The sequence below is a fragment of the Mesorhizobium sp. M1A.T.Ca.IN.004.03.1.1 genome, assembly GCF_003997555.1.
GTDB lineage: Bacteria > Pseudomonadota > Alphaproteobacteria > Rhizobiales > Rhizobiaceae > Mesorhizobium.
On record NZ_RZTV01000003.1, the window covers coordinates 619772 to 639177 of the forward strand.

Annotated in this window: 21 protein-coding genes; 15 read left to right on the top strand and 6 right to left on the bottom strand. The window is 63.5% G+C overall.

Going from position 1 to position 19406, the window contains the following annotated elements:
* Nucleotides 1-62 precede the first annotated feature (62 nt).
* Nucleotides 63-206, top strand: coding sequence for a hypothetical protein (locus EOD29_RS35950; protein WP_164763753.1), 144 nt, complete (start codon nucleotides 63-65; stop codon nucleotides 204-206).
* Nucleotides 207-263: 57 nt separating this feature from the next.
* Nucleotides 264-401, top strand: a complete 138-nt coding sequence (locus EOD29_RS35955) for a hypothetical protein (RefSeq protein WP_095801262.1) — start codon at nucleotides 264-266, stop codon at nucleotides 399-401.
* Nucleotides 402-445: 44 nt separating this feature from the next.
* Here EOD29_RS35955 and EOD29_RS13305 read toward each other — a convergent pair whose 3' ends face one another.
* Together EOD29_RS13305 and EOD29_RS13310 are read right to left on the bottom strand one after the other, a co-directional pair.
* Entirely contained in the window at nucleotides 446-820 is a 375-nt protein-coding gene (locus tag EOD29_RS13305; protein WP_127246935.1) for a DUF423 domain-containing protein, read from the bottom strand.
* Nucleotides 821-850: 30 nt separating this feature from the next.
* Nucleotides 851-2095, bottom strand: coding sequence for a multidrug efflux MFS transporter (locus tag EOD29_RS13310; protein WP_127246936.1), 1245 nt, complete (start codon nucleotides 2093-2095; stop codon nucleotides 851-853).
* A gap of 118 nt (nucleotides 2096-2213) precedes the next feature.
* Between EOD29_RS13310 and EOD29_RS13315 the strand changes: the two genes are divergently transcribed.
* Nucleotides 2214-2879: a GntR family transcriptional regulator gene (locus tag EOD29_RS13315; protein WP_067330206.1), complete on the top strand. Its 666-nt coding sequence runs from the start codon at nucleotides 2214-2216 to the stop codon at nucleotides 2877-2879.
* Between the two features lie 114 nt (nucleotides 2880-2993).
* The gene (locus tag EOD29_RS13320; protein ID WP_067330017.1) at nucleotides 2994-3965 is read left to right on the top strand and encodes a glycosyl transferase family 90; all 972 of its coding nucleotides are present in this window, start codon (nucleotides 2994-2996) and stop codon (nucleotides 3963-3965) included.
* A 39-nt stretch (nucleotides 3966-4004) separates the two neighbouring features.
* On the opposite strand, the gene EOD29_RS13325 is transcribed toward EOD29_RS13320, so the two are convergent.
* A complete protein-coding gene (locus EOD29_RS13325) occupies nucleotides 4005-5048 on the bottom strand; it encodes an aldo/keto reductase (protein ID WP_067330020.1) in 1044 nt (347 codons plus the stop codon).
* Between the two features lie 265 nt (nucleotides 5049-5313).
* On the opposite strand from EOD29_RS13325, the gene ppk2 reads away from it, so the two are divergent.
* On the top strand, nucleotides 5314-6234 hold the full coding sequence (gene ppk2 / locus EOD29_RS13330; protein WP_095801266.1) for a polyphosphate kinase 2: 921 nt from the start codon (nucleotides 5314-5316) through the stop codon (nucleotides 6232-6234).
* Between the two features lie 41 nt (nucleotides 6235-6275).
* Here the strand turns inward: ppk2 and EOD29_RS13335 are convergent, their stop codons facing one another.
* The 3 genes from EOD29_RS13335 to EOD29_RS13345 form a co-directional block, all read right to left on the bottom strand.
* The gene (locus EOD29_RS13335; RefSeq protein ID WP_067330027.1) at nucleotides 6276-6923 is read right to left on the bottom strand and encodes a dihydrofolate reductase family protein; all 648 of its coding nucleotides are present in this window, start codon (nucleotides 6921-6923) and stop codon (nucleotides 6276-6278) included.
* A gap of 146 nt (nucleotides 6924-7069) precedes the next feature.
* A complete protein-coding gene (gene hemB / locus EOD29_RS13340) occupies nucleotides 7070-8101 on the bottom strand; it encodes a porphobilinogen synthase (protein WP_067330030.1) in 1032 nt (343 codons plus the stop codon).
* Nucleotides 8102-8280: 179 nt separating this feature from the next.
* On the bottom strand, nucleotides 8281-9096 hold the full coding sequence (locus EOD29_RS13345) for a DUF2066 domain-containing protein (RefSeq protein WP_127246937.1): 816 nt from the start codon (nucleotides 9094-9096) through the stop codon (nucleotides 8281-8283).
* 167 nt (nucleotides 9097-9263) lie between these two features.
* Here EOD29_RS13345 and EOD29_RS13350 point away from each other — a divergent pair, with 167 nt between their 5' ends.
* From EOD29_RS13350 to ribD, 10 genes are all read left to right on the top strand, one after another.
* Nucleotides 9264-10307 carry an enoyl-CoA hydratase/isomerase family protein gene (locus EOD29_RS13350; protein ID WP_067330035.1) on the top strand — a complete coding sequence of 348 codons (1044 nt, stop codon included), beginning with the start codon at nucleotides 9264-9266 and terminating at the stop codon, nucleotides 10305-10307.
* Complete coding sequence (locus tag EOD29_RS13355) at nucleotides 10304-10726, top strand: DUF6163 family protein (protein WP_067000719.1); 423 nt, start codon at nucleotides 10304-10306, stop codon at nucleotides 10724-10726. The genes EOD29_RS13350 and EOD29_RS13355 overlap by 4 nt, the downstream gene beginning before the upstream one ends.
* Nucleotides 10727-10965: 239 nt before the next feature.
* A complete protein-coding gene (locus EOD29_RS13360; RefSeq protein ID WP_067001002.1) occupies nucleotides 10966-11481 on the top strand; it encodes a winged helix DNA-binding protein in 516 nt (171 codons plus the stop codon).
* A gap of 176 nt (nucleotides 11482-11657) precedes the next feature.
* Nucleotides 11658-12110, top strand: coding sequence for a hypothetical protein (locus tag EOD29_RS13365; protein WP_127241354.1), 453 nt, complete (start codon nucleotides 11658-11660; stop codon nucleotides 12108-12110).
* A gap of 335 nt (nucleotides 12111-12445) precedes the next feature.
* Nucleotides 12446-13699 (top strand): L,D-transpeptidase family protein, encoded by a 1254-nt coding sequence (locus tag EOD29_RS13370; protein WP_067000724.1) that lies wholly within the window; start codon nucleotides 12446-12448, stop codon nucleotides 13697-13699.
* A 139-nt stretch (nucleotides 13700-13838) separates the two neighbouring features.
* Nucleotides 13839-15479: a Na+/H+ antiporter gene (locus EOD29_RS13375; RefSeq protein WP_127241353.1), complete on the top strand. Its 1641-nt coding sequence runs from the start codon at nucleotides 13839-13841 to the stop codon at nucleotides 15477-15479.
* Between the two features lie 126 nt (nucleotides 15480-15605).
* On the top strand, nucleotides 15606-16919 hold the full coding sequence (gene glyA, locus EOD29_RS13380) for a serine hydroxymethyltransferase (protein ID WP_067330041.1): 1314 nt from the start codon (nucleotides 15606-15608) through the stop codon (nucleotides 16917-16919).
* A gap of 79 nt (nucleotides 16920-16998) precedes the next feature.
* Nucleotides 16999-17577: a hypothetical protein gene (locus EOD29_RS13385; RefSeq protein ID WP_067330212.1), complete on the top strand. Its 579-nt coding sequence runs from the start codon at nucleotides 16999-17001 to the stop codon at nucleotides 17575-17577.
* Nucleotides 17578-17794: 217 nt separating this feature from the next.
* On the top strand, nucleotides 17795-18274 hold the full coding sequence (gene nrdR / locus EOD29_RS13390; RefSeq protein WP_059184872.1) for a transcriptional regulator NrdR: 480 nt from the start codon (nucleotides 17795-17797) through the stop codon (nucleotides 18272-18274).
* 2 nt (nucleotides 18275-18276) lie between these two features.
* Nucleotides 18277-19404 carry a bifunctional diaminohydroxyphosphoribosylaminopyrimidine deaminase/5-amino-6-(5-phosphoribosylamino)uracil reductase RibD gene (ribD, locus tag EOD29_RS13395; protein WP_164763754.1) on the top strand — a complete coding sequence of 376 codons (1128 nt, stop codon included), beginning with the start codon at nucleotides 18277-18279 and terminating at the stop codon, nucleotides 19402-19404.
* Nucleotides 19405-19406: the final 2 nt, after the last annotated feature.

Here is a 19406-nt window from a genome sequence, read left to right on the forward strand (position 1 = left end):
GGGTTATGATTTGAATCGATCCAAGTCTCTGACATGAAGCAAGATTCGAGAAGGAGGGTGCCGTGCATCCGGTCAACTTTTTGTTCGAGGACGTCTACCGCAACGATTGGGGCATTGCTTCGGCCGAGCAGGGTGAGCGGCGCCGCGGCAAGACAGGCCCGTGGAAGCGTCAGCCCCGCTTCATCGTGGAGCGCAAGCGCGCCTGAGCAGCCCGTCTTTTTCGCGTCGGTCTATTGGATCGATTCAATTCAAGGAAGTAGGTCATGCATCCCATCAGCCATCTCTTCGAGGACATCTATCGCAACTACTGGGGCATCTCGCGGCCAACCGACCGGCCGGAACGGCGGCGCGCGGCGGAGCCGGCGTCGCGCAAGCGGCGGCTGCGTCGGGGAGGGCGGTAGTCGCGGCCCATTTTCCGACGAGCCTCAGCAATGGCAAGGCGGATCTAGGACCCTGGGCGCCACTGCGCCGAGATCGCAATCGCCAGCCAGCCGACGATAAGCAGCGTGCCGCCGATCGGCGCCGACATCGGAAACAGCCGCGAACCGAGGAAATCCCGGGCGAGAAGATCGCCCGAGAACAGCAGCAGGCCGACAAGCAGCGCCAGGCTTGCGATCCTGAGATACCGGCTGCCGCCGATAAGACCGATGGCGAGGAAGACCGGCGCATGCATCAGCAGGAAGGATGCGGCCGTGCCGGTGAAGGCGCCGCCGCGATGCGCGGCCGCCGCCGACAGCGCCACCCCTGCCGCGCCGACGAGACCGCCTGCCAGCACGAGGATGCGGCTGCCGCCGTCTGATGGTTGCCCGGCAAGACTCATTTCGATGCTCCGTCTTCGATCGCGCGCGGCTCAGGATTCGCCGGCCTCGAGCAGCATATGCCGTGCGCGCCGCGTCTGGACAATCCAGTTATAGACCGCCCCCAGCGCCATCAGCACCGATGTGCCCAAGAACACCGCCCGCATGCCGAAATGGCCGCCGATGAAGCCTCCGGCGAGCGGTCCCGCGACCTGGCCGACATACTGCGCCGAGATCGATAGTCCGAGCACATTGCCGCCGACGCCGTCGGGGATGTTGTGACGGATGACGCTGGTGATGCAGGGCAGGAGGCCGCCCAGCGCCAGCCCCATCAGGAAGCGCAACCCGATCAGCTGCCAGCCGTCGGTGACGAAAGCTTGCGGGACAAGCAGCAGCGCAGAAATCGCGAGCGCGCCGACGACCACGTTCCAGTGGCCGACCCGATCGGCAAGCTTGCCCAGCCACGACGAGGACAGGATGGTTCCAAGCGCGGCCGCCGACATCACCACGCCCGCGACCATCGTCACCTTGCTCTGGTCCTCGACGAGCTGCTGCACATAGACCGTGATGATCGGCTCGATCGACATGGTTGCAAAGGCGAGCAGCAAGCCGGTCGTCAGCATCGCGACGACCGGACGCTTGTCGGGGATCTGTGCCCAGCCGCTCTTCGGCTTTGCCGACGAGACAGGCTTGGGAGCCGGCGGGTTTTCCTTGATCAGGAAAGTCGTGGCCAGAAAAGCGAGAAAGATGACAGCGCCCGACAACAGGAAGGTGGCGCGGATGCCGATCAGCGGCGGCAGCATGCCACCGAGCAGCGGTCCGACCAGCGAGCCGGCCGTGATGCCGGCCGACAGCACGCCGAGCGCCCAGCCGGAGCGCTCCTTTGGCGTCTGCATCGCCACCAATATCGTCGAGCCCGAGGAGTAGCCGCCGGCAAAGCCGATCAGGAGCCTCAGCAACACCAATTGCCAGACGCTTTCGACCATACCGGTCAGCGACATGCAGATCGCCATGCCGAACGAGGCGCGCACCAGCATCAGCTTGCGGCCGTAACGGTCGCCGAGCCGCCCCCACAGAGGGGCGACCAGCGCCGCGGCAAAGAAGGTGGCACCGTAAGCAACTCCTGACCATTGCACGATTGCCGCGTGCCCTTCGGCACCCAGCTGTTCGACATAAAGCGGCAGGAACGGCAACAGCAGCGTCATGGCAATCAGCGTGCTGAACGAGCCGGCGAAGCAGACGGCGAGATTGCCTCGCCAATGGATATTGTAGCCGCTCTGGGTGCTATTTTCTGCCATGTCATGCCTGCTTGGTTATCCGGGATTGTTCCGGATACCATTTTGGGATACCAAATCGGTATCCGTCATGAACCTCAACCCCGCCGCTGTCAATGCGGTGCCGAAGAGCGGAACGACAATGTCGCAAATGCAGAATGTCGAAAGGCAGCTTCGCGAAATGATCCTCGGGCTCGAGATCGGCCCGGGCGAGCGGCTGACCGAGCGTTGGATCGAAAGCCGCTTCGGCGCCTCCCGCACCCCGGTCAGGGCGGCGCTGCTGCGCCTCGAGACCGAAGGGCTGATCGCTCGTGACGGCCGCGGCTGGACGGTGGCGCCGATCAATCTCGCCGAGCTCGGCCAGATCGCCGTCTACCGCGAGGCGGTCGAGGTGGCGGCGGTGCGGTTGACGGCGTCGCTGGAAGATCGCAGCGGGATCGAGGTGATCGCGGCGATGCTCGATTCCTGCGACGCCGGTACGCCGCGCGAGGAATGGCACCGCGTTGGTCTGGATTTTCACATCGAGCTGGCCAGGCTTTCCGGCAATGAATTCCTGCTTAGGGGAGTCCGCGATGCAATGACCAGGCTCTCCCGCGCGCGTTGGCTGGAAGTGCGCGACGAGGCGGCGCTTGGCCGCGCCTGGGCCGAGCACCACGCCATCCTGGCTGCCGTGCGAAAGGGTGACGCCGAAAAGGCGGCACGGCTGCTCTCGGCCCACATTGCCGGCAGCCGCGACCGCCTGGTGACTTCGCTGCATGACGAGCGGCGCGGCCTGCGCGCCAGGGGCTTTGCTGTCGTCGGTGGCTGATCTTCGGCCATCGTCGAATATTAGAACTTCAACAAGTTCGTCAGCTTGGGCGGGCTTGCAAGATGTTCGGCACAATGCTGTAGGAGGCGACGGACATCTTTAAACGACGGACGCATGGCCTCGCCCTTACGCACCGCAGCGCGGGTATTTTATTTCATACGCAACATCACCCGCGATGTGGCGCCGCAGGCTCTCTTTCGCCAGCGGCTTGCGCGCCGGCTGGAGCAGGCACGGCTCTCCAGCAAAACGGTCCGTGATCGGGTCAACTACTACAACCGGCTCGACCATAGCTTCGTGCCGAGCGCGGCGGCGGTGCCCGCCAGTCAAATACCCAAGTTCGGGAGCATGTACTATTACGACCTGAAGGAGTTCGCCCGCTACTTCGATCGCCACCTGCTCATCGATCTCGAGTTCGGCGACGTCGTCGACGTTCCGGCGGTGCCATCAATCGTCAAGGATCGCCCGATCCGCAACGACAACGGCAACGCCGTGATCATGAAGCTCGACAAGTTCCGCCATTTCAACATGCCAAAGGACAATCTGTCCTTCGCCGACAAGCGCCCGATGGCGGTCTGGCGCGGTCATTTCAACAATCCGATCCGCAAACGGTTCGTCGATGCCGTGCGCGACCTGCCGTCTTGCGATGCCGGCTCGCCCAAGCCAAGCGCCCCGGAGAACTATCGCAAGCCGTATCTCACGATCGCGCAGCAGCGGCAGTTCCGCTACATCGTCTCGCTGGAAGGCAATGACGTGGCGACGAACCTCAAGTGGATCATGAGCTCGAATTCGCTCTGCCTGATGCCGCCGCCGACCTACGAAACCTGGTTCGCCGAGGCTGAGCTCGAGGCCGATGTCCACTACGTGCCTCTGGCGTCGGATTTTTCGGACGTCGCCGACAAGATCGCCTATTTCGAAAAACACCCGGCGGAAGCCCAACGCATCATAACGGCAGCCAACGCCTATTGCCGCCGGTTCAGCAACGAAAAGGACGAGCGGGCGGTATCGCTGCTCGTCCTCTACAAATATTTCGTGCTCAGCGGCCAGATCGAACCCGACCCGGAGGTCTGGCGTTTTATCGCCGGCTGACCTCCGCGCGTTTTCGGGTGCGGAGCACGGCGCGGATTCTTAGATATCGCTGCGGTCGAGCACCAGGTCGGCGGGGCCGAACCGGTTCTTGGCGGTGAGCTGCTGGTGCCAGTAGGGATAAAGCACCGGCGGGCGGCTGACGTCGTCGAGGCGCAGGCGCTCGTCCAGGGACAGCGTCAGGCTGGCCGCGGCGAGGTTGTCCTTGAGTTGGGCTTCGTTGCGGGCGCCGATCACCAGCGAAGAAACGGCCGGGCGGCCGAGCAGCCAGGCAAGCGCCACCTGTGCCGCCGAAACGCCGCGCGCCTTGCCGATTTCGACCAGAACGTCGACGATCCGCCACAACCTTCCCTCGTCCCGGATCGGCGGTTCGGACCAGCCGCCAAGCTGGCGGGCCGTCGGGCTGTCGCGACGGTATTTGCCCGACAGCAGGCCGCCGGCCAGCGGGCTCCACACCAGCACGCCAAGACCCTGGTCGACCGAGATCGGCAGCAACTCGTACTCCGCCTCGCGCGCTTCCAGCGTGTAGTGGATCTGCTGCGTGACGAAGCGCGGCTGATGATGGCTGTCGCTGATCGAGAGCGCCTTCATCACCTGCCAGCCCGAATAATTGGAACAGCCGACATAACGGATCTTGCCCTGGCTGACCAAAGTGTCGAGCGCAGCGATCGTTTCCTCCAGCGGCGTGACCCCATCCCACTCATGCAGGAAATAGATGTCGATGACGTCGGTCTTGAGCCGCTTCAGGCTCCGCTCGCATTCCCGGATCAGGTGATGGCGCGACAGGCCTTCGTCGTTGGGGCCGTTTCCGATCCGCATGCGCGCCTTGGAGGCGATGAGCACATCGTTCTTGCGCTTGCCGCCGAGCGCCTCGCCGACGATCTCCTCCGACAGGCCGTTCGAATACACGTTGGCGGTGTCGATGAGATTGATGCCGGCATCGATGCAGGTATCGATGATGCGGCTCGCCTCCGAGAGATCGGATTTGCCGACGGCGGCGAACGGGCCCGTCCCGCCGAAGGTCATCGTGCCAAGGGTCAATGTCGAAACCTTCAGGCCGGAACGGCCAAGCGTGCGGTATTCCATGTCAGGTCCTTGCGATTTGTTTTGAAGAGGCGCGCCGTCGCGGGCGCCGGGAAGAGGCGAAAGTATTTGTAGGACAATTCGGGCGGCTTGTCGCCCCGCCATCGATACGGGCCGATCACATATCGGCTGGTCCAGCGTTGCCGGCTCCTGCTCGCAATAAAACCGTCATTGCGCGTCTGTATCTCAGTCGGCTTACGGAGTTGTGTTTCCGGCCGCGGCCGGAGCGCATCCGAGGCGAAAGTGGCTGACAGGCAGGAGCTGCGCAATGAACGAGGTCAAGACGAATTCCGGAGCCAAGGACTGGCTGGAAGCCGAACTCGAGGACACGCTCGACGAGGACTATGAGCTGGAGATTTCCGAGCCCGCGCTCTCGCTTGAGATCGCCAGGATCTACAAGAAGTCGCATCCGCCCTCCATCGAGCGGACGACCTATTTCCGCGAGCTGCTGCGTCTGCAGTCGGAGCTCATCAAGCTGCAGTCCTGGGTTGCCTACCACAAGAAGAAGCTGGTGGTGATCTTCGAGGGACGCGACTCGGCCGGCAAGGGCGGCGTCATCAAGCGCATCACCCAGCGCCTCAATCCGCGCATCTGCCGCGTCGTCGCGCTGCCGGCGCCGACCGAGCGTGAAAGATCGCAATGGTATTTCCAGCGCTACGTGCCGCATCTGCCGGCGGGCGGCGAGATCGTGCTGTTCGACCGCTCCTGGTACAACCGATCGGGCGTCGAGCAGGTGATGGGCTTTGCCAATGCGGATCAGGTCGAAGAGTTTTTCCGCGACGTGCCGGAATTCGAACGCATGCTGGTGCGCTCCGGCATCACGCTGGTGAAATACTGGTTCTCGATTACCGACGAGGAGCAGCAGATGCGCTTTTTGATGCGCATCCACGATCCGATGAAGCAGTGGAAGCTGTCGCCGATGGACCTGCAGTCGCGCGTGCGCTGGGAACAATACACCAAAGCCAAGGAAGAGACCTTCGCCCGTACCAACATCAAGGAAGCGCCGTGGTTCATTGTCGAAGGCAACGACAAGAAGCGGGCCCGACTGAACTGCATCGATCACCTGCTGCAGCAAATGCCTTACGAAGACGTGCCGCATGAGGAGATCACGCTGCCGGAGCGCGTCTTCAACCCGGCCTACGAGCGCCAGGTGCTGCCGCGCGCGCTTTATGTGCCGGAAAAGTATTGAGCACTTCCGCATCTCCCACAGGGGAGAAGGGGGAGCCTAGCTTACGCGCGCCCGATCATCACATGCGTCGCGTCGGCGGTCGCGACCTGGCTGGTGCAGCGGTAGCCGAGCTTCGGCATGTCCAGCCCGGCGAAAAGATGCTCGCCGGAGCCGAGCAGGATCGGCGAGATCGCGAGATGCATCTCGTCGATCAGGCTTTCCTTCAGATATTGCCGGATCGTGGCGACGCCGCCGCCGACCCGCACATCCTTGTCCTTGGCGGCCGTCTTCGCCTGTTCGAGCGCCGAATGGATGCCGTCGGTGACGAAGTAAAACGTCGTGCCGCCTTCCATTAAGATCGGCGCCCGCTTGTGATGGGTGAGCACGAAGACCGGCACGTGATAGGGCGGGTTGTCGCCCCACCAGCCTTTCCAGCTCTCGTCCGGCCATTCGCCGCGGACCGGCCCGAACATGTTGCGGCCAAGGATCCAGGCGCCGACATTCTCAAAACTGCGCGCGGCGAAGCTGTCGTCGCTGCCGGTGGTGCCGCCGTCTTTGCCGATCACCATCTCACGAAAGGTGCGCGTGCCGATCATCCATTTATGCAGTCCTTCGCCGCCGACGCCGAGCGGGCTTTCGAGAGTCTGATCGGGGCCGGCGCCGTAACCGTCCAGCGACAGGGTGAAAGCGTTGACGCGCAGCTTTGACATGATCGCCTCGTGAACTAGTTGCATTTTGCAAGCAGTCATGGAGTAGCTTAACTGATTGCATTATGCAAGCGGAATTTTCCGGCGAGCGATCAACTCGTCGGGCGGCGCCCAGGTGACGCGGCGAGAATTTAAAATTGCGCCTGGGCCTAGCCCCTCAGCATCTCCGCAACGGTCGGCGCGAAATAGGTGAGGACACCGTCGCAGCCGGCTCGCTTGAGCGCGAGAAGCGATTCCAGCATCGCCTTTTCGCCGTCGATCCAGCCATTGGCGCTGGCCGCCTTGATCATCGAATATTCGCCCGACACCTGGTAGGCGAAGGTCGGCATCTGGAACTCGTCCTTCAGCCGGCGGATGATGTCGAGATAGGGCAGCCCAGGCTTCACCATCAGCATGTCGGCGCCTTCGGCCAGATCCTGCTCGGCCTCGCGCACGGCTTCATCGGAATTCGCGTGGTCGATATAATAGGTCTTCTTGTCGCCTTTGAGCAGGCCGGCGGTGCCGACAGCCTCGCGATAGGGGCCGTAGAAGGCCGAGGCGAATTTCGTCGCATAGGACATGATCGCCACGTCCTGGAAGCCGTTGGCGTCCAGCGCGTCGCGGATCGCGCCGATACGGCCGTCCATCATGTCGGACGGCGCGATGATGTCCGCGCCGGCGGCTGCCTGGATGACGGCCGCGGCCGTGACCTGCTCGACGGTTTCGTCATTGACGATGATGCCGTCGCGCAGGATGCCGTCATGGCCATGGCTGGTGAACGGATCGAGCGCTGCGTCGGTAATGATGCCGATCTCCGGCACCGCATCCTTGATGGCGCGGGTGGCTCGGTTGATGACATTGTCGGGATCGAGGATATGCGAGCCCGTCTGGTCGCGCAGCGAAAGCTCGATGTTGGGGAAAGTCGCGATCGCCGGGATGCCGAGCTTGGCGGCGCGCTCCGCTTCCTTCACCGCGAGGTCGACCGACAGGCGGTAGACGTCCGGCATGGCGGCGATCGGCTCGCGCACATTTTTGCCGTCGACGACGAAGATCGGCCAGATCAGATCGTTCACCGAGAGCTGGTTTTCCTGCACCAGCCGGCGCGACCAGTCGGCCTTGCGCATGCGCCGCAGCCTGCGGCTGCCTGTGATCTCGTCGACGCTGCGGGCGCCGGCAGGCTTTGCGGGGGTAAACTTGTTCATCGCCAGAACTCTGTTGTCGTCCCGGCTTTTACCATGCGCCCCTGCCGCTGACCAATGCGACACGATTGTGCCAGTTGCTTCCGCGAAGAACGAGGAGAGGGGATCGCCGGCGCTGGAGCACTTCCCTTCTCCCTTGACGGGGAGAAGGTGCCGGCAGGCGGATGAAGGGCAGCCGACGTTTACGGCTGTCCATTCCCCGACAGAATCTGTGCCGCGCCCTTCACAGCCACGCGAAAAGCCTCGTCGAAGCTGACGCCGCGCACCTGCCATTGATAGGTCTTGCCGTGTTCGGCCAGCCGCCAGTCGGCGATCCAGCCCAATTCCTTGTCGTTCCACACGATGCTGCCGGCGAGCGCCCGGTCGGCACCCGCCTGCCGGGCGAGCTGGTCGAGCTTTGCCATATCGGCAGTGCGCAGCGCCTTGTCGTCGAGGCCGGCGAGCTGGTCAGCCTTTGGAAAGCTGACATACACCGAGAGCGGCGCCGTCGCGTTGGCAAAGGATTCGCGCATTGACTGGCCGCGATCCTCGTCGGCCGTCAGCACGAAATGTTGCGCCCCTTGCTCGGCCGTTATGAAGACGGCAATCAGCGGCCGCTCGCCGTGCCATGGCTTGCTGCCGAGCTGCGCCAGGAGCTTGTCGACGACGGTGGGCTTGTAGAGGCAGGTGAGATCGTGCGGCCGGTCATGCGTGCCTTGCTCGTCATGGATCGGAACGCCTTCCAGCCGGTCGCGGTAGCGGAAGGATTGGACAAAGTCGGCCGCCTTATTGCGCAGCGCCAGCATCTCCGGCTTCTGCGTCAGCCGCTGATCGCCTGAAACCTTGACCAGCACCTTGTCCAGACAATCCTTGAAGCCGATCTCGCGATTAGCCTCGCCGGTGCCGGTGACGATCGTCTGCGCCAGGTAGAGTTCAGAGGCTGCCTCGGCGGCGGCCAGCGCAACTCCCAGAAAGAGGAGACCTGCCAATCCAGCAACGAGACGAGAAACCCCAGCCATGTCGATTAGCTCGAAATCTGTCGCGCCGCCTACGCGCGACACTTTGCCGGTTACCTAACACCGGAAGCGGCTGGCCGCCAGCGCGGCGTTGCCGCCATTGACGCATCCTTATGCCGCCTTTAGCACTTCAATCCCCCTGGAAGGGCGGAGAGGAGGATTCTCTGGCGATGGATTTTGGCGGAGGCGACGAGATTCGCTTCGAGCGTCTAGGCAAGGCGGGCGTCGTCACACTGACGCGGCCGCAGGCGCTCAATGCCGTCACCCATCGCATGGTCAAGGCGCTTGGCAAGGCGCTTGACGCCTGGGAGGGCGATGCCGGCGTCGCCGTCGTCGTCGTCAAGGCTGAGGGCAGGGCGTTTTCCGCCGGTGGCGATATTCTGCACATTTACGAGGCGGGCCGCGCCGGCAAGCCGCCGGTCGACTTCTTCGCCGACGAGTATCGTCTCAATGCCCGCATCGCCCGCTTCAGGAAACCCTATGTCGCGCTGATCGACGGCATCGTCATGGGCGGCGGGGTCGGCATTTCCTTCCACGGCTCGCACCGCGTGCTGACCGAGAACGCGCAATTCGCCATGCCGGAAGTCGGCATCGGCTTCTTCCCCGATGTTGGCGCCAGCCATTTGCTGCCCGATCTCGGCGGCAGCTTCGGCATGTATCTGGGGCTGACGGGAAACCGCATCCGCTATGGTGATGCCCTGTGGTCGGGCCTCGCCACCCACACGATCAAGGCCGAGGACCAGGCGGGGCTTCTTGACGAGCTGGCGACAAGCGGCGACGCGAACGCGGAGTTGCGCGATTTCTTCACACCCGCAAGACGCGAGACCGAGCGGCAGGATCTGGAATCGATCGCCCGCCATTTTTCGCAACCCTCGCTCGCCGCTATCGTCGCCAGCCTGGAACGAGCATCCGCCACCGACGCTTTCGCCGCCAAGACGCTGGCGACGATCAGGACGCGTTCGCCGACCAGCCTCAACGTCGCCTGGCGCGAGATCAGCGCCGGGTCGACGCTGTCGATGGACGAGTGCATGAAGATGGAGTTCCGCATCCTCAACCGCATGCTGGCCGGCCACGACTTTTATGAAGGCATCCGCGCCGCCATCATCGACAAGGGTTCGAAGCCGGAATGGCGGCCCGCCAGCCTCGATGCGGTGAGCGCGGCCGATGTCGACGCGTATTTCGCGCCGCTCGGGGCCGGGGAGCTGGAGCTGTGAGCGAGGTCACCTCCAGGCGCGTGGTGCTGCAGCCCTCGACCACCGAGATCATCTTCGCCTGGTTCCAGCGGGTCATTGCCGGCTACTGCCTGCTGTTCGGTGTCCTCTACTGGGTCCGGCTGATCGGCATCTATCCGGGCGAGCTCTGGCGCTTCGACCTGATGCCGGTGCACTGGCAGGTGGCTGCGGCCACGCTTGCCGTCTTCTTTCCTTTCGCCGCCGCGGGCCTTTGGATGCTTGCCTCTTGGGGGCCGGTGATCTGGTTCATCTGCGCGGCGACCGAGACCGTCATGTATGCCGGCTTTCCCAATCTCTTCGGACATCGGATCCTGATCGTCGTCTCACATGCCTGCGTGGCGCTGCTCTACATCGTCTTCCGCGTGGTCATCTGGCTGCAGAAGCGCCAGCTCAGGCAATAGCTTGCCGGGCGGCGTAAGGAACCTAGATACGGGGTCGGCGACTGCCCCAAAACCCTTGGCTAAATCTTTAGGTTAATTGTTCTTGCTCGTATGACCGTTCGTTAAGCCTCTTTCCAAACCTCTTACCGGTAAGCTCTTGTTAGCCCTGGCGTTTAAGTCGAATTTTATGAGTATTCGATAGTGTCGCGATCAAGGTGAAGAACAAAAAATCACCGGGCGACAAACGAGAGGCAAAGACAATGATCAATTCGCGTCCGGCGGCGAAGACCGCCAACGTTTCCGACGATCGCCGCGAGGCGATCCGTTCGCTGTACATGGAATCGCTGCAGCTGGTGGAGCGTCTGCATCGCCGTCTGCTTGACGTGATCAAGGACGAGTTCGACCGCAACGGCCGCTCCGACATCAACGCCATCCAGGCGCTTTTGCTCTTCAACATCGGCAATTCGGAGCTGACCGCCGGCGAGCTGCGCTCGCGCGGTTATTATCTCGGCTCGAACGTCTCCTACAATCTGAAGAAGCTGGTCGACCTCGGCTTCATCAACCACCAGCGCTCGCGCATCGACCGCCGCTCGGTCCGCGTCTCGCTGACGCCGAAGGGCAACGAGGTGGCCGAGGTCGTCGCCGGCCTTTACGAGCGCCATGTCGGCTCGATCGAGGCCGTGGGCGGCATCAACACCGACGAGTTCAAGCAGATGAACCGCGCGCTCCAGCGTCTGGATCGCTTCTGGAACGACACGATCGCTTACCGGATGTAAGCGGATTCGAAATCTGAGACGATCGAAGTCGCGCCGAAGAAGCGCGGCCGGAGGAAGCAATCAGGGCCGGTGCCGACAGGTGCCGGTTCTTTTCTTTTGCGAAAGCGCGCTGCAGCAGGGCGCTTGACCGCCGAGCAGCGCGCGTGGAAGCTCTGCAGGCAAAAGAGGAGGGCCTCATGCGTCATATCCTGCTTGCGATTTGCGCTGTGATCCTTGTTTCACCGGCCGCTGCCCGGACTCTCGGTTATGGCTCCAAGGCCGGAATGGAGGTTACGGTCGTCAAGAAATCCGGCATCAACACCTCGCATGCCAGCATCCTGACCAAACATACGAGGCAGAACGCCATCGGTTACTGCCGCGACTATGTCGGTAAGGTGACCGAGGATTGCATCGCTAAGGAAATGAAAACGCCCTTGCATCTGGAGGTCACAGCGGACTGCAAGAGCGGAAAATTCACCACCTTTTACGGCGCCAACATGCTGTTTCAGGGGCGCAGCCCCGCCGGAAGCGAGACGGATTATCAGATCACCGACACCGACGAGAACGTGGTGCTCGATGGCTCGGGGGCCGCGGGCTACGACTACACGCTGGAGCAGTTCAAAGCCCTCTGCCCGAACCGGGTGAAATAGGGGCAAACCGAGGACGACGGCGGGCATCTGGTGAACCCGCCGCTATCGGCGATGCCAAAATGCCTCGGTCCCATTTTTTGATCATCTTGCCGGATGCAAATCGCGGGCCAAGGTCACGTTGCCGCCATAATCGCAGTGAAAGCGAGAATGCGGGTGATGCTGCGGGCCGAGGCCCTGCGCTTCCTGGAGCAGGTGTCGTGGTCCTACGTTTTCACGCCCTGCTGACGCAAGTCATGGTTGGCTAATTGTTAAGATTGCCGACCCTAGAGTGCGGGCAACCCGCCAGTAGAGCGAACTGAGCGAGATTAGATATAGCTAAAATGTCTGGAACATCCATGAGAACCAGCCGCCGTTTCTTCCTGACCGGAGCCTCTGCGCTCGCCGCCGCCGTCGTCGCCGGCCATGCCAGCGCGCAGGATGTGATCGGCGACATTCTGAAATCCTCGACCCGCGGTAATTGGGACGACCAGTTCGACGCCCGTGCAAGCGAGACCGGCAAGGTTGCCTCGACGCTGCCGATCTTCAGCCTGCAGACCGTAGCCTTCACCGAGCAGGCGGTGGCGCAGTACCAGGGCATTGTCGGCCAGGGCGGCTGGGAGCAGGTTCCGGCAACCAAGAAATTGCAGCTCGGCGTCGACGATCCGGATGTCGTGCCGCTGCGCAAGCGGCTGATGGTCTCGGGCGACCTGTCGCAGAGCGCCGGCATTTCGACGGCGTTCGATTCCTATGTCGACTCGGCGGTCAAGCGCTTCCAGCTCCGTCACGGCTTGCCGGCCGACGGCTCCATGGGCAAATACACTTATTCGGCGATGAACGTGCCGGCGCCGATCCGGCTTGGCCAGCTGCAGACCAATCTGCAGCGGCTGCGCGAGAAGGCGGGCACGCTCGGCGACCGCTATGTGCTGGTCGATATTCCGGCCGCGCAGGTGGAAGCCGTCGAAAACGACCGCGTCGTGCTGCGCCACACCGCGATCGTCGGCAAGATCGACCGCCAGACGCCGATCGTGAATTCCAAGATCAACGAGATCATCGTCAATCCTTACTGGAACGCGCCGGTCTCGATCGTGCGCAAGGACATCATTCCGCTGATGCGGAAGGACCCGAACTACCTCAAGGACAGCCACATCCGGCTGTTCGCGCCTGACGGAAGCGAGGTCGATCCGATGACCGTCGACTGGTCGACGGACGATGCCGCCAAGTACCGCTTCCGCCAGGATCCCGGCGCCGGCAACGCCATGGCCTCGGTCAAGATCAACTTCCCGAGCCCGGACGGCGTCTACATGCACGACACGCCGCAGCAGAGCCTGTTCGGCAAGCTGATGCGCTTCGACTCTTCCGGCTGCGTGCGCGTCCAGAATGTGCGCGACCTCGTCACCTGGATCCTGCGTGATACGCCCGGCTGGGATCGCCAGCATTTCGAGGCGGCGATCAAGACTGGCGAGAATACGCCGGTTCAGGTGGTCAACCCGGTGCCGGTCCACTTCCTGTATCTGTCGGCATGGTCGACCGGACCCGGCGTCGTGCAGTTCCGCGACGACATTTACGGCCTCGACGGCAACAGCGAGCTGCAAATTACTTCTGCGCTGTAACCGATTGATATAAATCACGAAAAGGCCGCTCTTGGAGCGGCTTTTTTGTTTGCATGTCGCCAAACAGTGCGCAGCGGTTTTGGCAGAGCGACATGCGTCGAAAAGTGAGACATACAGCGCGAACAGCTGGAATAGCATCATGGACGTCGCCGTCTTCATTCTCGTCGTGCTTGCTTTCGTGGCGCTTTCCGGCGCTCTCGTGCGGCTGGTGCGGGTGCCGCTCCCCGTGCTGCAGATTGTGATCGGCGCCGCGCTTGCCTGGCCGGCCAAGGGACTGCATGTCGAGATCGATCCGGAACTCTTCCTGCTGGTGTTCATTCCGCCGCTTCTGTTCGGCGATGCCTTCGCGGCGCCGAAACGGGAGCTGATCGAGCTGCGCCGGCCGATCCTCGATCTCGCCGTCGGGCTTGTCTTCTTCACCATCGTCGGCTTCGGGTATGCTCTGCACTGGCTGGTGCCAAGCATCCCGCTGGCGGTTGCGTTCGCTTTGGCCGCCGTGCTGTCACCGACCGATGCCGTTGCCGTGTCCTCGATCGTCGACCGCAATGTCGTTCCGGCTCGGCTGATGCACATATTGGAAGGCGAATCCCTGCTCAATGATGCCTCCGGCCTAGTCATGTTCCGCTTTGCCGTTGCGGCGGCGCTGACCGGCAGCTTTTCGTTCGCTGCCGCCTCGTTGAGCTTTCTTTACGCCGTGGCGGCCGGCATCCTCGCGGGCATTGCGGCGTTGTTCGTCGCCGCCAAGGCGCTGCAGGTGCTTGGCCGCATCGGCGGCACGCCGGCGGGGGCGCAGGTGCTGGTGATGGTTCTGCTGCCCTTCGTCGCCTATCTCATTGCCGAGCATGTCGGCGCTTCCGGCATTCTGGCCGCGGTCACCGCCGGCCTGGTTACGGGCACCTCCGGCATTTTCCGCCATCTCTCGGTCTCGGCGCGGATTCAGGCGATGTCGCTATGGTCGATGCTGACCTTCGTCTTCAACGGCGCTCTCTTCATCCTGCTCGGCCTGCAGCTTCCTGACATCATCCGCAGGGTCCCGCCGGAGCTCACCAGCCGGCACTGGCTGTTCGAGCCGGTGCTGACCGTGCTCATTTTGACGCTCTGCGTGATCGGCCTGCGCTTCCTCTGGATCTGGATCGGCGACATGGCATCGATGATCGCCGCGCGGCTCGGCAAGCGCAAGGCAGAGCCCTTTGGTTTCCGCGTCCGGCTTGCCGGATCGGTGGCCGGCGTGCGCGGCGCGATCACGCTTGCCGGCATCCTGTCGCTGCCGCTCGCGCTGCAGGATGGCTCGCCCTTTCCAGCGCGAGACGTGGTGATCTTCCTCGCCGCCGGCGTCATCATCTGCTCGCTGGTCATCGCCAGCCTTGCTTTGCCGAGGATCGCCCGCGGGCTGGTCGAGCCAGGCGAGGATCCGGGTGCGGCCGAGGAGCGGCGGGCGCGTGCGGGCGCTGCCAAGGCCGCCATCGCCAAGATCGAGAGCCTCGCCAGCGAGGGCGGCGAAGGCGAGGCGGCCGAGGCCCGGCTCGCGGTCGCCGACAGCATCGTTGCCGGCTACCGGCGCCGCATCGCGGCTTCCGACGAGGCCGAAGAGGCGCGCGCCGAGGCGCGCGAATCCGGGCGGCTGGAGCTTGAGCTCAGGCACGCCGGCATAGAGGCGGAGCGCGCCGCCGTGCGCGCCATGTTCCGCACCCGCCAGATCAACGACCACACGATGCGGGCGCTGCTTTCCGAGATCACTTTGACAGAAGCGCTGCTCAAAAGCCGGCGCGACCGGAAATAGCGTTCAGCCGATTTGCTTGGCGCAATCCGGCCAGCAAATTTCGCGCCGCAAACGTGGCGGGCTCCAAACAACTGTGTTAATGGCGCGGCGACCTCGCAGACCTCCGGCCCCAAGGGAAAGCAAGCCATGTCAAATGCCGCGGCAGCCGCCAACAAATTCGAATCCTTCTTCGAGACCACGCTTGCCGACGCCGATCCGGAAATTTTCGGCGCTATCCGAAACGAGCTTGGCCGCCAGCGCCATGAGATCGAACTGATCGCCTCCGAAAACATCGTGTCCCGCGCCGTGCTCGAGGCGCAGGGGTCGATCATGACCAACAAATATGCCGAGGGTTATCCGGGCAAGCGCTATTACGGCGGCTGCCAGTTCGTCGACGTGGCCGAGGAACTGGCCATCGAGCGCGCCAAGAAGCTTTTCGGCTGCAACTTCGCCAATGTCCAGCCGAACTCGGGCAGCCAGATGAACCAGGCCGTCTTCCTGGCGCTTCTGCAGCCCGGCGACACGTTCATGGGCCTCGATTTGAACTCCGGCGGCCATCTCACGCATGGCTCGCCGGTCAACATGAGCGGCAAATGGTTCAAGGTCGTTTCCTACGGGGTGCGCAAGGACGACCACCTGCTCGACATGGACGCGATCGAGAAGACCGCGCATGAGACGAAGCCGAAGCTGATCCTGGCCGGCGGCACGGCCTATTCGCGCATCTGGGACTGGAAGCGTTTCCGCGAGATTGCCGATTCGATCGGCGCCTATCTGATGGTCGACATGGCGCATATCGCCGGGCTAGTCGCCGGCGGTATGCACCCGTCGCCGCTGCCTTATGCGCATGTCGTGACCACGACGACGCACAAGTCGCTGCGCGGGCCCCGCGGCGGCATGATCCTGTGCAACGACGAGGAGATCGCCAAGAAGATGAACTCGGCGGTGTTCCCAGGCCTCCAGGGCGGCCCGCTGATGCATGTCGTCGCGGCCAAGGCGGTGGCGCTCGGCGAGGCGCTGAAGCCGAGCTTCAAAGCCTATGCAGAGAGCATCGTCGCCAACGCCAAGGCGCTGGCTTCGAGCCTGCAGGAAACCGGCCTCGACATCGTGTCGGGCGGCACCGACAACCATCTGATGCTGGTCGACCTGCGCCCGAAAAACGCCACCGGCAAGCGCGCCGAGGCGGCTCTCGGCCGCGCCAACATCACCTGCAACAAGAACGGCATCCCCTTCGACCCCGAAAAGCCGTTCGTCACCTCCGGCGTTCGCCTCGGCACACCGGCCGGCACCACGCGCGGCTTCGGCCAGGCCGAGTTCCGCGAGATCGGCAAGCTGATCGCCGAGGTGCTGGACGGGCTGAAGGCGGCGAATTCCGACGAGGGCAATGCGGCAGTCGAGGCTGCGGTCAAGGCCAAAGTCACGGCGTTGACGGATCGCTTCCCGCTCTATCCTTATCTCGGTTGACCGGAAGCCGCGCGTCATCTTTTATCCGCCGGCAGTGCGCCGTCCTGATTGGGCGGCGTCGCGAACTGGAGACTTGATGATGCGCATTTTCCATCTTGCCGCCTTGGCCCTGGTCGGCTCGCTGGCCGGTTTCGCCGTGTCCGGCGCGGCCGGGCAGGAGCAGGCGCAGCCAGAACCGGCCACAAACACCTTCGGCAGATGGACCACGATCATCGACACGCTCGACACCGGGCAGGATGCGCACAAGACCTGCGCGGCCTCCGCAGCTTTCGTCGACGGCATCGGCAATGCTGGCACGCTAACGCTGTCGATCTCGACCGGCGACGCGCTGCCGCCGGATGCCTATCCCGCCATCATGATCGCCGTCGACAACAAGGACCTGCCTACCGGTAAGGACATCGCGGCGACCTTCGGCGACCCCGGCATCAAGGTTTCCGCGAAAGTCTATTCGAATGCCGTCGGCGGTCGTCCCAGCTGGACGGTCGACAACCAGGCGAAGACAAGTCTCGCTCTGCTGCGCGCCATGCGCAAAGTCACCTCGCTCGATGTTGTTTTTGGCAAGCAGACCGTCGCCAGCATTCCGATGGACGGCTTCACCAAGGCCTACCGCAACCTCGGCACGTCCTGCGGATTCCCGACCAAGGACGTCGCGCCCTGAACCGACCGGGCACAACAGGGGCAGGGCGCTGGCAATCTTTCTCGCGCCTCGCTATCTCTGAGAAATGAAAGGCTCTAAGCCTTCCGCTCACCAGAGCGAGATGACGCTTCCTTGAATCGCCATCTCGCTCTAAGATTTTGTTTTTGAAGCATGATCTTCTCCGAAGAGTCTGCAACTTTTCGGGATCATGCTCTGAATCGCAAACCCAAGGCTCTCCATGCGCTGCCCCTATTGCCAGTCCGAAGATACGCAGGTGAAGGATTCGCGTCCCGCCGAGGATGGCGCGGCGATCCGCAGGCGCCGCGTCTGTCCGGACTGCGGCGGCCGCTTCACCACCTTCGAGCGCGTGCAACTGCGCGATCTCGTCGTCATCAAGAAGTCCGGCCGCAAGGTGCCGTTCGACCGCGACAAGCTGCTGCGCTCGGTCGAGATCGCCGTGCGCAAGCGCAATGTCGACCCCGAGCGGATCGATCGCGCCGTGACCGGCATCGTGCGCCAGCTCGAAAGCTCCGGCGAGACGGAAGTGGCCTCCGGCGAGGTCGGTCGGCTCGTCATGGAGGCGCTGAAATCCCTCGACGACGTCGCCTATGTGCGCTTCGCTTCGGTCTATCGCAATTTCCGTGAAGCCAAGGATTTCCACGAATTGCTGGGCGAACTGAAGGGCGACGAAGAAAAGACCGAAGAGGACGCCGGCTGATCATGGCGAAAGCTCAATTGGGCGAGGCCGAGCAAGCAGCCCTTGATCGCCGTTTCATGGCGGCGGCCATCAGACTGTCGCGCCGCAATGCCGGCCGCACCGCGACCAACCCTTCCGTCGGCACCATCATCGTGCGCGACGACGGCGCCGGCCCGATGATCGTCGGCACCGGCGTCACTGCTGTCGGCGGCCGGCCGCACGCCGAGACCGAGGCGCTGGCCGAGGCCGGCGAACTGGCCCGCGGCGCCACCGCCTATGTGACGCTTGAGCCCTGCGCCCATCACGGCCGCACGCCGCCTTGCGCCACCGCGCTGGTCAATGCCGGCATTGCGCGCGTCGTCGGCGCGGCAAGCGATCCCGATCCGCGCGTTTCCGGCAAGGGTTACGCCATGCTGCGCGCCGCCGGCATCGAGGTCGTGGAGAAGGTGCTCGCCACAGAGGCCGCCGAGCAGATGGCCGGCTATCTGATTCGATCTTTGAAGAAACGTCCCGAAGTGACGCTGAAGCTTGCGCTTTCGAGCGACGGCAAGATCGGCCGGAAAGGCGCCGGCCAGGTCGCCATCACGGGTGAGATCGCCAGGCGCGAAGTCTATCTTATGCGCGCGGAGGCCGACGCTATCCTCGTCGGCATCGGCACTGCGCTGGAGGACGACCCGGCGCTGACCGTGCGCCTGCCGGGGTTGGAGAACCGCTCCCCGGCTCGCATCATCCTCGATCGCCAGATCCGGCTGCCGGAGTCGTCGAAGCTCGTTTCCGGGGTGGATCGTGTCCCGCTCTATGTCGCGGCATGCGCCGAGGCCGACCCGCAGCGGCGGGCTGCGCTCGAACGCGCGGGCGTGCACTTCATCGGCACTGAAACTTACGAGAGCGAAGTAGCCCTGCCGGAACTGCTCGAGGATATTGCAGCCCTCGGCATGGCGAGCGTGGTGGTCGAAGGCGGCGCCAAGGTAGCCGAGGCCTTCCTGGCGGAAGACCTCGTTGACCGCATCGTCTTGTTCCAGGGACCGGAGGCGATCGGCGAGGATGGTATCGCCTCGCCGATCGACGCTGCGCATATCCCGCCGGGTTTCCGCAAATTGCGTGAGATGCGCTTCGGCGAGGACAGCTATGCCGAGTGGGTAAGACCATGATC

Bases quoted from the DNA above. Each gene is read 5' to 3' on its own strand.
- EOD29_RS13360 (WP_067001002.1), top strand. From the start codon at position 10,966: ATGATCAATTCGCGTCCGGCGGCGAAGACCGCCAACGTTTCCGACGAT.
- ppk2 (WP_095801266.1), top strand. From the start codon at position 5,314: ATGAACGAGGTCAAGACGAATTCCGGAGCCAAGGACTGGCTGGAAGCC.
- EOD29_RS13375 (WP_127241353.1), top strand. From the start codon at position 13,839: ATGGACGTCGCCGTCTTCATTCTCGTCGTGCTTGCTTTCGTGGCGCTT.
- EOD29_RS35955 (WP_095801262.1), top strand. From the start codon at position 264: ATGCATCCCATCAGCCATCTCTTCGAGGACATCTATCGCAACTACTGG.
- EOD29_RS13350 (WP_067330035.1), top strand. From the start codon at position 9,264: ATGGATTTTGGCGGAGGCGACGAGATTCGCTTCGAGCGTCTAGGCAAG.
- EOD29_RS13315 (WP_067330206.1), top strand. From the start codon at position 2,214: ATGTCGCAAATGCAGAATGTCGAAAGGCAGCTTCGCGAAATGATCCTC.
- ribD (WP_164763754.1), top strand. From the start codon at position 18,277: ATGGCGAAAGCTCAATTGGGCGAGGCCGAGCAAGCAGCCCTTGATCGC.
- EOD29_RS13310 (WP_127246936.1), bottom strand. From the start codon at position 2,095: ATGGCAGAAAATAGCACCCAGAGCGGCTACAATATCCATTGGCGAGGC.
- EOD29_RS13335 (WP_067330027.1), bottom strand. From the start codon at position 6,923: ATGTCAAAGCTGCGCGTCAACGCTTTCACCCTGTCGCTGGACGGTTAC.
- nrdR (WP_059184872.1), top strand. From the start codon at position 17,795: ATGCGCTGCCCCTATTGCCAGTCCGAAGATACGCAGGTGAAGGATTCG.
- glyA (WP_067330041.1), top strand. From the start codon at position 15,606: ATGTCAAATGCCGCGGCAGCCGCCAACAAATTCGAATCCTTCTTCGAG.
- EOD29_RS13305 (WP_127246935.1), bottom strand. From the start codon at position 820: ATGAGTCTTGCCGGGCAACCATCAGACGGCGGCAGCCGCATCCTCGTG.
- EOD29_RS13370 (WP_067000724.1), top strand. From the start codon at position 12,446: ATGAGAACCAGCCGCCGTTTCTTCCTGACCGGAGCCTCTGCGCTCGCC.
- EOD29_RS13385 (WP_067330212.1), top strand. From the start codon at position 16,999: ATGCGCATTTTCCATCTTGCCGCCTTGGCCCTGGTCGGCTCGCTGGCC.
- EOD29_RS13345 (WP_127246937.1), bottom strand. From the start codon at position 9,096: ATGGCTGGGGTTTCTCGTCTCGTTGCTGGATTGGCAGGTCTCCTCTTT.
- hemB (WP_067330030.1), bottom strand. From the start codon at position 8,101: ATGAACAAGTTTACCCCCGCAAAGCCTGCCGGCGCCCGCAGCGTCGAC.
- EOD29_RS13365 (WP_127241354.1), top strand. From the start codon at position 11,658: ATGCGTCATATCCTGCTTGCGATTTGCGCTGTGATCCTTGTTTCACCG.
- EOD29_RS13325 (WP_067330020.1), bottom strand. From the start codon at position 5,048: ATGGAATACCGCACGCTTGGCCGTTCCGGCCTGAAGGTTTCGACATTG.
- EOD29_RS13320 (WP_067330017.1), top strand. From the start codon at position 2,994: ATGGCCTCGCCCTTACGCACCGCAGCGCGGGTATTTTATTTCATACGC.